The organism is Mesorhizobium sp. LSJC269B00 (genome assembly GCF_000502815.1).
Taxonomy (GTDB): domain Bacteria; phylum Pseudomonadota; class Alphaproteobacteria; order Rhizobiales; family Rhizobiaceae; genus Mesorhizobium.
This window is the reverse complement of sequence record NZ_AYVN01000019.1, coordinates 15,635-28,752: the sequence shown is the minus strand read 5'-3', so window position 1 is coordinate 28,752 and position 13,118 is coordinate 15,635. Positions and strand designations below refer to the sequence as shown.

The window sequence follows — 13,118 nt, the reverse complement described above, 5'->3', positions numbered from 1 at the left end:
GCGGCCATTCCGATTCAGACACTAAGCACCAAAAAGTGAGCAGCCTGAAGGATGAGGCGCAGATTATGCGTGGCAGCCACGATATTGGCGGCATCGCCAGTATGGCCGAAGAGGAAGTTACGGTCCAGCCTACCATTGGTCTTCATATGACCGGCCTCGATTGCCGATCGCCGTTTGAGTTCGCGTCGCATGGTAGCAGTCAGGCCGCGCTTCTGCCCGGCGATGACGACGGTGGCGTCGCACAGGTAATCATGCTGCCCTTGACGACAGATGCGCTCAGGATGCCGCCGATTTCCACCGCCTGTCCGATGGTCGCATCTAGCGTTAAAGGTTAACCCGAAAAATTCACGGGGGTTGGCGGATGTGGAGCAAGCTGTTGAAAATGACGTAGGATTTGGTTGCTTAAGCCGATCCGAACCATTTCCCGGAGACCACGCCATGAATGACCTTACGCTGCCGCTGAGCGGTTTGTCATCAGTCGGCGGCAAGTCCGTCGTCGCCCGTTTTGACGGCGGCATGCTGTCGTCCAGCAGCGGCGTTCTGGCTTTGGCCGAGGTGGAAAAGCGGTTGCGGGTGGCTGAGCGTCTAGAGCACGTCCTGTGATCGATGAATCGATTGTGATGTGACGGCTGCGTTTTGTGCTGATTCAACATCCACCTCGATGGAGGTGGACGATGGGAAGAGCATTGAGCGGTGATCTTCGGTCGCGGGTCTTGAAGGCTTCGGACGAGGGCATGTCGGCGCGGCAAGCGGCGGCGCGGTTGGGCGTGGGAGCGTCCAGCGCGATCCGCTGGATTGCGCGGGCGAAGATCGGCGAACTGGCGCCACGCCCGCAGGGCCGCCGCCGCGCCTCCAGCCTCGATGCGCATGAAGCCTTCATAGTCGGGCTGATCGAGGAGCGCCAGGACAATCACGCTGAACGAGATGGTGGAGCGGCTCGTCGCCGAGCGATCAGTGCGGATCAGCCGCAGCGCCTTGAGCGCCTGGCTTCGCGGTCACGGCTGGACATTCAAAAAAAGTCCGCGCACGCACTGGAGCAGGGTCGCCTCGACATCCTGAAGCGGCGCCGGGACTGGTTCGACGGCCAGCTCGATCTTGATCCGGCGAAGCTCGTGTTCATCGATGAGACCGGCCTCTCCACAAAGATGGCCCGCCTGCGTGGAAGAGCGCCGCGCGGCGAGCGCTGCCGGGCCGGCGTGCCGCATGGCCACTGGAAGACCACGACCGTCACCGGAGCGCTGCGGCTGACGGGCATGACTGCGCCTTTCATCTACGACGGCGCCATGAACGGCAACGTGTTCCTGGCCTATGTCGAGCAGGTGCTGGTCCCTACATTGTCGGAGGGCGACGTAGTCGTCATGGACAACCTGCCCGCCCACAAGGCCGCCGGCGTGCGCGACGCGATTGAGGCCGCAGGCGCGAGCCTGCTCTAGTTGCCGCCCTACAGTCCCGACTTCAATCCGTGTATGGATGGCTCCTGCGGGTCAAGGGTATCGGATCGGGTTTGGTGAACAGGTCGGTTGCGGCCATGTATACGGCGTCTGAATGTGCAACGGGATCGCTGCGCGCCCTGATGAATATCCGCTTGGAGAACAGGTCCCACTCAATCGAGCGCGCTCGAGGCGCTTCGGATTGATCGGGGTGTCCTGGTTCTTCGTCTCCGTTTGTTCGCCATCACCTCACTTTGCCCTGACCATTCCGAGAGCCTGTCAGGCTGACTGCGGCTCGTAACGCGATCCGTCCCTCAGGACGGCGAATATTGTTCGTGCCATGCGATGCGCCAAAGCGACGGCGACGATCTTCGTCTTCTTTCGCATCAGCATGCCCGATAGCCAGTCCGAGCTCGGCTCGCGCTTGAGTCTGCATCTGAGCATGATCTGCGCCATGGCGCCCAGATACAGCAAGCGTCGGATATAACGATTGCCCATCTTCGAGATCCGACCCACCCTCTGCTTGCCTCCGGTGGAGTGCGGCTTGGGAGTGAGGCCGAGCCAGGCGGCATAGTCCCTTGCGCTGCCGAAATTGTCGACATCCGGCGTCGTCGCCGCGATGATCGTCGCCGACAGCATCCCCACACCTGGGATTGTGGCTAGACGCTGGCTTGTCTCGCTTTGCGCGTAGGTCTCTTCGAGCTCGTCGGTCAGCCGCTCGATCCGCTTGTCCGTCTCGGCCAACTGATCGAAGAGCAAACTCACAGGCATTCGAGCTACTTCCGGCAGTTGATCCAGTTGATCCTTCAGTCGATTGACGTTCTGCGCGCCCTTCGCCGCGATGACGCCGAACTCCGTCATGTGGGCCCGGATCGCGTTGCCGATCTGCGTGCGCTGGCGAACCAGAAAGTCTCGCGTGCGGTGAAGAACCAGAACCGACGAGCAGGCTTCGCTCTTGATGGCGACAAACCGCATGGAGGGGCGTGTCACGGCTTCACAGATGGCGGCCGCATCCGCAGCATCCGTCTTCCCGCGCTTCACGTAAGGCTTCACATAGGAGGGCGGCATCAGCCGGACGTCGTGCCCCATCTCCAGAAGCCTGCGCCCCCAATCGTGAGAACCTGCGCAAGCCTCCATGCCGATCAGGCATCGTGGACGCTTCTGGAAAAACACCAGCAACTGGTTGCGGCGAAGCTGACGGCGTACGAGAACCCGACCGTTCCCATCGACACCATGGATCTGGAAGACACTCTTTGCGAGGTCGATGCCAACTGTGGCAAGTTCTGACATGGATGGCTCCTTTGCTCGGGTCCCAACTATGGCGCAATGCGACGCCGGGAGCAGGAGCCATCCACACCATCAATTGAGAACGCCTTCGCCAAACTCAAGGCGCTGCTGCGAGCAAAGGCCGAGAGAACCATCAAGGCTCTCTGGGACGCGGTCGGCGCACCTCTTCACCCCAGCCGAATGTGCCAACTACTTCAAAGCCGTAGGATATGAACCTGGATTAGACAGGACGTTGCATCGACGATCCGCGCTGCCCGGACCAGGTCGTCCACAGCCTGGCGGACATGATCGCGCTTTCGCATGAAGATGATCGCCGCCGGCTACGAGGACGGCAACGACGCCAACCGGCTGCGCCGCGATCCGGTCTTCAAGATGGCCCAGGATGCGNTCCGCGCTGCCCGGACCAGGTCGTCCACAGCCTGGCGGACATGATCGACTTTCGCATGAAGATGATCGGCGCCGGCTACGAGGACGGCAACGACGCCAACCGGCTGCGCCGCGATCCGGTCTTCAAGATGGCCCAGGATGCGATGCCGTCGGGTCGGGATCTGGCGTCGCAATCGACGCTGTGCCGGCTGGAGAACCTACCCGGCGTGCGGGAGCTGGTCGCGATGGGACGGGCGATGGTCGATCTCTATTGCGCCTCGTTCCGGCAGGTGCCGAAGCGGATTGTACTCGACATTGACGACACCTTCGACGCTGTGCACGGAGGCCAACAGCTCCGCCTGTTCAATGCCCCCCATGACGAGTACGGCTTCCAGCCGATCGTCGTGTTCGATGGTGCTGGACGGTTCGTCAGCGCGATCCTGCGACCGGCCAAGCGGCCGAGTGGGGCTGAGATCCGCCCCCACCCGCGCCGTCTGGTGCGGGCGATCCNGGTGCGGGAGCTGGTCGCGATGGGACGGGCGATGGTCGATCTCTATTGCGCCTCGTTCCGGCAAGTGCCGAAGCGGATCGTACTCGACATTGACGACACCTTCGACGCTGTGCACGGAGGCCAACAGCTTCGCCTGTTCAATGCCCACCATACGAGTACGGCTTCCAGCCGATCGTCGTGTTCGATGGTGCGGGACGGTTCGTCAGCGCGATCCTGCGACCGGCCAAGCGGCCGAGTGGGGCTGAGATCCGCCCCCACCTGCGCCGTCTGGTGCGGGCGATCCGGATCAACTGGCCGAACATTCGAATCCTGCTCCGCGGGGATAGCCATTATTGCAACCCAGGTCATCGACTGGTGCTGCGCGTCGACTTCATCTTTGGCCTCGCGCCCACCACGACCCTGCGCAAGCATGTGGCGGATCTGGAGGCCAGCACGACAGCACGCCTGGAAGCGTCGGCCAAGAGAGGCAAGGTCCGCATGTTCAAGNTTCGAATCCTGCTCCGCGGCGATAGCCATTATTGCAGCCCGCAAGGTCATCGACTGGTGCCGCGCCAACGACGTCGACTTCATCTTTGGCCTCGCGCCCACCACGACCCTGCGCAAGCATGTCGTGGATCTGGAGGCCAGCACAACGGCGCGCTTCGAAGCGTCACCAAGACAGGCAAGATCCGCAGGCTGCGATTGCGCCTCATCAAAATCGCTGCGCGGGTGGTCGAGATGAAAACCCAAATCCGCCTGCACCTGCCGACATCGTGCCCCGACCAGCGCATCCTGCGCATCGTCCTCGATCGCATCCCTCAACTCGCGACATAACGATGGGGCGCAGGCGCCCCGAAACGAACCCGCCGACCGCAACCTGCAAACCCCCGCCTGCCATCACGACGGATCATCGCCGGCACCCGACGAGGCTTGTCAAAATGCACCCCGAGGGCGGCCAGATCGCCGATGCAGGCCGCCGAAAGCTCATCGCCGTGCATCAAGGCGGCTAGAGCATAATCTGACCTGATGGAATCGCGAGGGATTCCCCATCGGGGAGAATATCTGATTCATCATGTCGGCTGGGTATGGAGGCCAGCAGGCATGGTTAGAGCCATATCGGAGGATTTGCGTTCGCGAGTGATCGCAGCGGTTGAGAGTGGTCTGTCGCGGCGGGCTGCGGCGGATCGTTTCGGTGTTGCCGCGGCAAGCGCGGTCCGCTGGGTCCGCGAATGGCGAGAGAGCGGCGCGACGCGGGCAAAGCCCCAAGGCGGAGACAAGCGCTCCCAGCGGATCGAAGCCTACCGGGATACGATCCTAGCGGTGATCGAAGGTCAGGACGACATCACACTGGTCGAGTTGGCTGAATTTCTCAGGGCGGAGCATGCGGTCGTGTTCGCGCCGAGCACGATCTGGCGCTTTCTCGACCGTCACTCGATGACCTTCAAAAAAAACAGCGCACGCCAGCGAGCAGGATCGGCCCGACGTGCTCGCGCGGCGACGCGCCTGGTTCAAGGCCCAGCCTGATCTCGATCCCGAACGGTTGGTCTTTATCGACGAGACCGGCGCATCGACGAAGATGGCTCGTCTGCGTGGACGGGCAAAGCGGGGCATGCGGTGCCGATCTCCGATCCCGCACGGGCACTGGAAAACGACTACTTTTACAGGCGCATTGCGCCTGACGGGCATGACTGCGCCGATGGTCCTCGACGGACCGATGACGGGTGAATGGTTCGCCGCTTATGCCGAGCATGTATTGGCGCCTACGCTTCGAGTTGGTGACATCGTCATCCTCGACAACCTGCCCGCTCACAAAGTCGCCGCCGCCCGCCAAGCGATCGAAGCGGCCGGCGCGCGAATGCTCTTCCTACCGCCTTACAGCCCCGACTTTAACCCGATCGAGAATGCCTTCTCCAAGCTGAAGTCGATCCTCAGGAAAGCCGCCGCACGCAACATCCCCGAGCTTTGGGACGCTATCCGCGACGCCTTGCCACGCTTCACCGCCGAGGAGTGCTCAAACTACTTCTGCGCCGCAGGATACGAGCCTGAGTGATCAGATTCTGCTCTAGTCGGCCGGACAAAGTTTCGCCAATTGAGTGGATCCCTCACCACTCGGACAATCCGTGTAAACTCCAACGAAACACCTCGACTGCGCGCTCCGCGACGTCCCGTTTCCACGCAGCTTCGTCGCAATAATATGCGTCACGCATGTTCTGCTTAATTTCCCGCGTTAAGCGCGGGTCGTTCGATGCGCGAGCATGCAACCAATGGTCTCCTCGAAGTGCACTCAAAACCTGCTCCAATTCAACGGTGCCATATTCGAGCGTCACGCAGGTGCGTTCGGCCGTGGGCAGGGTTTCTGCAACAGCGATCGCACTGTAGCCCGTAATGGCTGCCGATGATGATGAGCCGTTCTCTGCCGTTGTTACCGCGCCTCGATACCAAGTCTGAGCTCGCTGGTATTCTGGATCCAACGGACCACGTTCGAACTGAATTTCGCCATACCCGCGGGGGCCAAGCCCACTATGGATGTCGATGACGCATACACGTTCTCGTTGGGAACCATACTCGGAAAGCAGCCGTCGCCAGAGCGAATTCGAAAAGGCAGGAGATCGACCCCCAAAAAAAAGGCCGTCGGCGAACTCGTATTGGCCCCGCGTCACTGCCGAGATGAAGTTGTCATACCCGTTGGCCTCCGCGTAAAGGCGGAGTGCGCTTTCTGCAGCGTCTCTAGAGGGGCCTTCCCAGTATTCTGGGAGTAGGCTGCCATGCAATTTCCGGTACTCATCATTTTTCGGGAACGGCTTCTTATGGTCGACGAAATTTCGATTGAGGTCAACGTTGTCCTCGTTCACTCGCCTCAGATGTGCGAAACCGTACGGATTAAGCGCGTGGACCAGCAACACGGCAGTGTCGCTGGTCCACTCGTTGACGATCCTATCTTCTAGAAGTCCGACAAGGCATCCAGAGCCGCAGAGGCCTTCAACGCCATGTAGTCCTGTCGCTACGATTGCCAGGTTCGGTAGCGTTGTGTCCCCAAACAGGGCCACGTCCGTAGATAAGACTTCGTCGCTCGGTCCGCGGCCGGGATGGCGAAACTCGGCAAGAGCCGCGCGCGCTTGCGTAGCGGCATCACGAAACTTGAGCCTTGCTCCCTGATAATCGGCGGAGAAATAGCTGTCCACAGTTAGCATCGTCCACTCCAGGGCCGGCGTGACGCACGGCTGATCGATTGACAATCGGTGCGGTGAGGCGATGGGCCAAGTTCCTATTGGCCCGTCACTCTCGTCCCTTCCTAGCGCGGCGCGGAATTAAAGAGGCGGTCCAGGCGTCTAGTCAGTATTATCCCGGGGATGCTGATCGCCAGAAACAAAAATCCGACCAACGATATAGGTTCGAGATAGCGGTAATAGATGTTCGCTTCTTGCCGCGCTACACCCATAACCTCCATGAGTGAAATGACTGACAAGATAGGAGTTTCTTTGAACATCGCGATGAAGTAGTTGGCCAGGGCTGGTATCATTGGCGGGATGGCTTGGGGCAAAATGATCTGCCACCAGGTGTGCCAGGAAGAGAGATTGCAAGCTTTCGCAGCATCCCATTGGCCGCGCGCTACATTGTCGATCCCGCCGCGATAGACCTCGGATGTATATGCGGCATAATGCAAGCCCAGACCGAAAACGCCGCAAGTGAGTGGGGATAGGATAATGCCCCAATCGGGAAGAATGTAGAACAAGAAATACAACTGTACGAGCAGTGGCGTCCGTCGAATGAACTCGACGAAAAACCTGGTCGCGCGCCGCAAAGCTGCGCTTTGAACACGTTGACCGAAGGCGAAGAGCAACCCAAGTGTCATCGCCAGGGCCGAGCCAAGCAGCGTGGCTTCGATAGTCACCAACAAGCCGGCCAACATGTCTGGCAGGATTTTGCCTACGAATTGCCAGTCCCAGGTCATGAGGTCAGGGTTTCCAGCTTCGGTCGAGGCCAAGGTTAACGCGCCGCTCCAGGCTTCGCGTGCCCCACGCGATCACAGACGCCAAAATGAAATACACAACGAGGATTGATAGATATGGCCCCGCGGTCTGGCCGGTCTGCATCCGTACGATTTGCGCATTGAAGGTCATGTCCGCCAGCGAGATAAGCGAAACAACTGAAGTCGCCTTTAGGAGTTCAATTCCGGCATTGGCGAGGGCTGGAAGCATGATGACGAACGCCTGCGGTAAAACGATGTGCCTCAACGACTGACTGCGGCTGAGATTCAGGGCCACTGCCGCTTCAAGTTGGTCTTTCGGGACAGCGCGCACGGCTGCCCGGACGACTTCGGCTGCATAGGCTCCCACGTTCAGTCCGATCGCTAGCGAACCAGCTTGGAAAGGAGAAAGGCGGACGTCAAACAGTGGCAGTGCGAAATAAACCCAAAAAAGCTGAACGATCACGGACGTACCGCGAAAGAATTCAATGTAGGCGGTGCTAATCCAGCGAATTGGTGCGACTCGCGATAACCTGCCCAAACCGGCGAGCAGCGCCGCTGGCAAGGCGATAAGGCTGCCGGCAATCGTAATTTCAACTGTGACCCACGCACCTTGAAGGATGAGCAGGAAGTAACCGAAGCCTTGATCGACTAACCACATTGAGAACATACCTTCGCTGGTTCTGACGCGATCGGCCAGCCGTTTGGAGCCATATCAAAGACGTTGGCCAGCAGCTATGATCTTCTTCAAGAACGCTCTTGTCCGTTCGCAGAACGGCTCGCGAAAGATTTTCTCGGGAGTTCCTTCTTCGACGATTGAGCCTGCGTCCATAAAGAGCACACGGTCAGCAAAATCATGGGCAAAGCTCATCTCATGCGTGACGAGCAACATAGTCACGTCCGTCTCTTGTCCCAGTTTGGTGATCACCGCGAGCACCTCCTCGACGAGTTCCGGGTCCAGGGCGGACGTAATTTCATCGAACAGAAGTATCTGTGGCTTTAGCGCCAGCGCCCTGGCGATACCGACCCGCTGCTTCTGTCCTCCAGACAATGCTGCTGGACGTTCGTTTGCCTTGTCCTCAAGCCCGACAATCTTAAGGAGATCGAGGCCGGCCCGTCGTGCCTCTGTCGGGCTGTTCTGTTTCGTCAGAATCGGTGCCAGGGTGACGTTTTCCAGAACCGTCTTATGTGGAAAGAGGTTGAAGTGCTGAAACACCATTCCAAGCTGGCTTCGCATGCGGGTCAAATGCCGACTAGAGGCTGCTTGCCGCGAGCCGTTTCGCACTTCTGAGAATACCGATTGCCCTCCAACAAGGACATCTCCGCCGTCGATGTTTTCCAGCGTCATCAATATCCGCAACACGGTGGTCTTGCCCGAACCTGAAGGCCCGATCAATGCCAGTCGTTCTCCGCTCTGCACAGAGAAAGACAGGTCATTGAGAATGGATTTTCCGCCATAGTGCTTGCGGACGCCCCGAAACTCGACAGCAGGGTTCGTCATACCGGAGATCCTTGCGTTATATTCAGCTAAACGGACCTCCGCTCAAAAGCCTCTGCGGCGGCGTCCAATCCCCACGTTGCTGGACACCGCCCGTCAGCAGGACTTCATTGTGAAGCGGAACACAGAGCAGCGGTCGTCTGGCCCTCACGCAAGCGTACGTGCGATGACAGGCCATACTTTGCCATGATCGCTGCATACTGGCCGTTGGCGACAATCTTCGCCAACCCTTGATTGTAAAGGTCGCGCAGGGCGACGTCTTCCTTTTTGAACGCGGCGCCACCGCAGCCGATTGGAGTGCCCTTGACGGGAAAAACAACTGCCAGGTTGGCATCCGGGCTCTGTTTTTGTAGGGCCTCCAAGGAGGCATCCGGCAGTGCGAACAGATCAATGCGATCGTCTTGGAGCATCTTGAGGGCACTGACGCCGTCAGGGAAAATTACCATGTTCTGAGGCGAAACACCGGCTTCAGTCGCAAACCGCTGCTCAGAGCAGCCGCCACAGACACCTATGCGAAGGTTCCCCTCTGCGACATCCTTGTAACTTTGAATTTTTGCCTGGAGGGTCTTCTTCATCAGAAAGCCCTCGGAATTGCAAACAACCGGCTCTGAGTAGATGACCTGCTCACAACGGGCAGGTTTGATGAATAGAGCACCTGACGAGATGATATCGACACGGTCTGCCTGCAGCGCGGGGATCATCGCGCCGTAGTCCATCACCTGCGCCGCATAATTGGAAACACCGGTTGCCGCCAGCGCCTCACGATCAACCTCGGGGCCGACGCCTGAGAGGGTGCCGTCCGATCCCACGATCATCCACGGTGCCTCGTTCGCAACGCCTGACGTAATTGTGCCCTTCTGCTTGAGCGCGCTGACTTCATCCTCAGCTTCGGCTGCCCGAATGCCCATCGACGCGAGCAGAAGAACGGCGATTCCAGCTACCGCCCAGAATGTGCGTTGGTGAGGAATGGAATTAAGGAAGTTTCTCATGTTCGTTCCCCTTTATTATCTTTTTGAGGTGGCAACGCTTATGCGCCGCACCGAAATCGGCGGACCAAAAGCTCCCACCAGCAAAGCCGCTCTACGCACGCGGCACCGATTGTGCGCGGCCTTCGCTTTCCGGCCGATTACGTGCCACAGTTCCAGCAGAGGACATGCATGTCAATCGTGAAATTGGCATGATCCATTTGCTCGCAGATCCTAAACTCCCCGTCGTTGCACTGATTTTGAATCTGCATATGGCGAGTGCGTGGGAGAAGCTTGGTGACGAAAGCTCAACTATCGCTCATGGCGGCAAGGTCGGCTCAGGGTCGCTGACGAGCAGGCGCGCCAACGTTTCTACTCCTCGCTTAAAATCGTCATCGTCGCGAACGGAATCGCCGATCGTTAGCCTCACCGCGTGTGGGTCCGCCTCCCGACCGACGATGAAAGGATCCGGTCCGGTGACCAAAACCCCCCTCCGTCTGGCCTCTTCGACGAAAGGGCCCGTGCGCCAGAGCCCGGGGAGAGGTAACCAAACGTGCAGCGATGTCGGGCACGTATTTTTTTGAACATCTTTTAGAGCCCGATGGAGGATCTTGTGGCGCTGCACAAGCTTCTGCCTTTGCCAGGCAATCAATTCAGTTGTTGTCCCATCGGAAAGCCATCTGCAACTGATCTCGGCGACGAACGAATTCGACATCCAACCTGTCGTCCTTAGCCGCGAAACTGCTCTCGAAACCAGATCCTCGGGGACCAGCAGATAACCGGTCCTAAGGGAATGCATTACGCTCTTGGAAAAGCTTGTCGCGTAGCACGTCCGCTCTGGAGCGAACGCAGCTATTGGAGGCGGCCGCCTTTCGACAAGCGGACCGAAGACGTCATCCTCTATGATCCAGACGTTGAACCTTCTCGCGACCTCAGCGATAGCGCGTCGTCGTTCCTCGTCCATAAAGCTCGCGGTTGGATTGTTGAGGGTTGGGGTCAGGCAGACTGCTTTTACCGGTTCACGGCTGCACAGGGCGGCAAAAACGTCCGGAAGCACGCCGCTCTCGTCGCTGGCTAACCCCCGCAGCTGCAGTTTTAGGATCGTGGCCGCTGTGATGATGCTGCTGTCGACGAGATGATCGGTTGCGACGACATCGCCGGGCTCCGTCAGAGATGCAAGCGCGACCCAAAGGCCATGCTGGCAGCCATTCGTAATCAATATCGTCTCTGAAGAAGCCTTCAGACCTAAGGCCTTCAGCCAATCGGCGCCCAAGCTTCGATGATGATGCAATCCCACGATCGGCCTGTGTGCGAGCAGGGATTCGAGCTCTCGCGACTTCGATAGCGCCGCTAGCATATCTCGGAGAGCCTGGACATGCTTGTCTCCGACTATTGGCGCCATAGTCGAGAAGTCCAAAAGGTCTTCTTCGCTTTTGTCGACGATTGAGCCGGGCACTCTGTCTAGATTCGCGTACCGCACGTAGGTGCCGCGCCCGACCTCCCCGGATACCAGACCGCGGCGCTCGAGTTCGGCATAGGCCCGAAAGACGGTCTGAACACTGACCCCCATGCGAAATGACAGGTCGCGCTGAGGAGCCAATCTTTCCCCCGGCCGAAGTTCGCCGGAATCGATCGCGGCGGCGATGGCGTCCGCGATTGCTTGGTACCTCGCGCCCTTTAATGAGGATAGCACGGGCTTCCAAGTCCAACGCATGTTCTCCCTCTTTGCCAGATATTGTGCTGATCCAATACAGCAATTGACATGGTCAGCAAGCGTCGTATCACCTGTGACGCGAAATGCAAAGGGATCCACGATGCCTCAGTTCGGATTGGAAGAATACGCGCGCCGCCTTGCGAGAACCAAGGAAGAGATGATGCAGCGCCGGATCGAGGTGCTGCTGATCACCTCGCCGGAAAATATGAACTATCTAACCGGCTACGACGCTTGGTCGTTCTACACGCACCAGATGGTTATCGTCGCGCTCGATCATCAGCCGGTTTGGGTGGGCCGTGGCATCGATGTTCCATGTGCGACCAGCACGGCATATCTGCCGTCGAGCGATGTAATTGGATACCCCGACCACTATGTTCAGTCGACGGAGCGACATCCTATGGAGTTTGTCGCCCAAGAGCTTGACCGAAGAGGACTCGGCAATCGCGTCGTCGGTGTCGAAATGGACAACTACTTCTTTACCGCACGATGCTTTGAGCGGCTGCAATCCTCGCTGCCCAACTGCACCTTCAAGGACGGCTCGAACCTGGTCAACTGGGTTCGCATCATCAAATCAGAGGCGGAGGTCGAACTCATAAAACAGGCTGGCGTCATAGCAGATTGCGCGATGCGGGCGGGTATCGATGCCATCACCCCGTCCATGAGGCAATGCGACTTGGCTGCGCGGATCATGCAGGCCCAGATCACTGGGACAGAGTCATTCGGAGGCGCTGTCCCTGGCGGGTTGGTCATGGGGATTGGCCCCCGAGCAGACGCACCCCACCTTTCCTGGACCGACGATCCCGTAGGCAGTGACGTAGTGGTGAACATCGAACTTGGCGGCTGTCGGGCTCGCTATCATGCCGGTCTGGCGAGAAGTGTTTATTTGGGCACCCCACCTGGGCAATTGCGTCAACTTGCTGCTGTTGTGCGAGAAGGAATGGAGACCGTGCTCTCTGCCATCGCTCCGGGACGAGTATGCTCGGAAATGGAGGAAGTCTGGCGGAACGTGATTTCGCGACACGGTCTGAACAAATCGTCTCGAATTGGTTATTCCATCGGCCTGGGCTATCCGCCCGATTGGGGTGAACACACGGCCAGCCTGAGGCCGGGCGATACGACCGAACTCCAGCCCAATATGATTTTTCACGTAATTCTTGGGATGTGGCAGGGCGAACTCAGCTTTGTCCTGAGTGAGACCATTCGCGTGACGGAAAAGGGCTGCGAATCCTTTTCCCGAATGCCGCGTGAATTGTTTGCCGTCTCCTAAAGGGAGCATTTCATGACTTCGAGCCCGGTAGTAACTCCGCTAGGCCTACTTCGCCTCGACGAGCCTAAACCAAGGGGCTGCCCGTCGCGGTGTTTGGGTCAGACCGGAGTTTTCCCACAGGGTGTGATCGAGGA

The 13,118-nt window shown here is 58.9% G+C and carries 10 protein-coding genes and 7 pseudogenes; 9 read left to right on the top strand and 8 right to left on the bottom strand.

Annotation, left to right across the window (positions count from 1 at the left end):
• Nucleotides 1-41 precede the first annotated feature (41 nt).
• Nucleotides 42-281 (bottom strand): annotated as a pseudogene (locus tag X771_RS1000000169530) (hypothetical protein); the annotation flags it as partial.
• Nucleotides 282-438: 157 nt separating this feature from the next.
• On the opposite strand from X771_RS1000000169530, the pseudogene X771_RS1000000168430 reads away from it, so the two are divergent.
• Together X771_RS1000000168430 and X771_RS1000000167540 are read left to right on the top strand one after the other, a co-directional pair.
• Nucleotides 439-588: pseudogene (locus X771_RS1000000168430) on the top strand (IS1380 family transposase); the annotation flags it as partial.
• An 86-nt stretch (nucleotides 589-674) separates the two neighbouring features.
• Complete coding sequence (locus X771_RS1000000167540; RefSeq protein WP_280942430.1) at nucleotides 675-1,433, top strand: IS630 family transposase; 759 nt, start codon at nucleotides 675-677, stop codon at nucleotides 1,431-1,433.
• A 276-nt stretch (nucleotides 1,434-1,709) separates the two neighbouring features.
• Here X771_RS1000000167540 and X771_RS0135250 read toward each other — a convergent pair whose 3' ends face one another.
• Nucleotides 1,710-2,720, bottom strand: coding sequence for an IS110 family transposase (locus X771_RS0135250; RefSeq protein ID WP_031203262.1), 1,011 nt, complete (start codon nucleotides 2,718-2,720; stop codon nucleotides 1,710-1,712).
• A 72-nt stretch (nucleotides 2,721-2,792) separates the two neighbouring features.
• Between X771_RS0135250 and X771_RS1000000168425 the strand changes: the two are divergent.
• The 6 genes and pseudogenes from X771_RS1000000168425 to X771_RS1000000167530 form a co-directional block, all read left to right on the top strand.
• Nucleotides 2,793-2,934, top strand: a pseudogene (locus X771_RS1000000168425) (IS630 family transposase); the annotation flags it as partial.
• Nucleotides 2,935-2,980: 46 nt separating this feature from the next.
• Nucleotides 2,981-3,095, top strand: a pseudogene (locus X771_RS1000000169525) (transposase); the annotation flags it as partial.
• 11 nt (nucleotides 3,096-3,106) lie between these two features.
• Nucleotides 3,107-3,592, top strand: a pseudogene (locus X771_RS0135245) (transposase); the annotation flags it as partial.
• A gap of 63 nt (nucleotides 3,593-3,655) precedes the next feature.
• Nucleotides 3,656-4,047 (top strand): annotated as a pseudogene (locus X771_RS1000000167535) (transposase); the annotation flags it as partial.
• A 54-nt stretch (nucleotides 4,048-4,101) separates the two neighbouring features.
• Nucleotides 4,102-4,407 (top strand): annotated as a pseudogene (locus tag X771_RS1000000168415) (transposase); the annotation flags it as partial.
• Nucleotides 4,408-4,674: 267 nt separating this feature from the next.
• Nucleotides 4,675-5,623 (top strand): IS630 family transposase gene (locus X771_RS1000000167530; RefSeq protein ID WP_245262801.1). Its coding sequence is split into 2 segments (ribosomal slippage): nucleotides 4,675-5,018 and nucleotides 5,017-5,623, totalling 951 coding nucleotides; the frame shifts between segments, so codons are not numbered across the junction.
• Nucleotides 5,624-5,675: 52 nt separating this feature from the next.
• Here X771_RS1000000167530 and X771_RS137220 read toward each other — a convergent pair.
• From X771_RS137220 to X771_RS137240, 6 genes are all read right to left on the bottom strand, one after another.
• On the bottom strand, nucleotides 5,676-6,764 hold the full coding sequence (locus tag X771_RS137220; RefSeq protein ID WP_031203259.1) for a M14 family metallopeptidase: 1,089 nt from the start codon (nucleotides 6,762-6,764) through the stop codon (nucleotides 5,676-5,678).
• 101 nt (nucleotides 6,765-6,865) lie between these two features.
• Nucleotides 6,866-7,525, bottom strand: coding sequence for an ectoine/hydroxyectoine ABC transporter permease subunit EhuD (gene ehuD / locus X771_RS137225; RefSeq protein ID WP_023690364.1), 660 nt, complete (start codon nucleotides 7,523-7,525; stop codon nucleotides 6,866-6,868).
• 4 nt (nucleotides 7,526-7,529) lie between these two features.
• Entirely contained in the window at nucleotides 7,530-8,201 is a 672-nt protein-coding gene (gene ehuC, locus X771_RS137230; RefSeq protein WP_031203258.1) for an ectoine/hydroxyectoine ABC transporter permease subunit EhuC, read from the bottom strand.
• A 54-nt stretch (nucleotides 8,202-8,255) separates the two neighbouring features.
• Nucleotides 8,256-9,041 carry an ectoine/hydroxyectoine ABC transporter ATP-binding protein EhuA gene (gene ehuA / locus X771_RS0135235; protein ID WP_031203257.1) on the bottom strand — a complete coding sequence of 262 codons (786 nt, stop codon included), beginning with the start codon at nucleotides 9,039-9,041 and terminating at the stop codon, nucleotides 8,256-8,258.
• A 104-nt stretch (nucleotides 9,042-9,145) separates the two neighbouring features.
• Complete coding sequence (ehuB, locus tag X771_RS137235; RefSeq protein ID WP_031203256.1) at nucleotides 9,146-10,027, bottom strand: ectoine/hydroxyectoine ABC transporter substrate-binding protein EhuB; 882 nt, start codon at nucleotides 10,025-10,027, stop codon at nucleotides 9,146-9,148.
• Between the two features lie 295 nt (nucleotides 10,028-10,322).
• Nucleotides 10,323-11,816, bottom strand: a complete 1,494-nt coding sequence (locus X771_RS137240) for a PLP-dependent aminotransferase family protein (RefSeq protein WP_156936046.1) — start codon at nucleotides 11,814-11,816, stop codon at nucleotides 10,323-10,325.
• Between the two features lies 1 nt (nucleotide 11,817).
• On the opposite strand from X771_RS137240, the gene X771_RS137245 reads away from it, so the two are divergent.
• Nucleotides 11,818-12,984 carry a M24 family metallopeptidase gene (locus X771_RS137245; protein ID WP_023690358.1) on the top strand — a complete coding sequence of 389 codons (1,167 nt, stop codon included), beginning with the start codon at nucleotides 11,818-11,820 and terminating at the stop codon, nucleotides 12,982-12,984.
• Nucleotides 12,985-13,118: the final 134 nt, after the last annotated feature.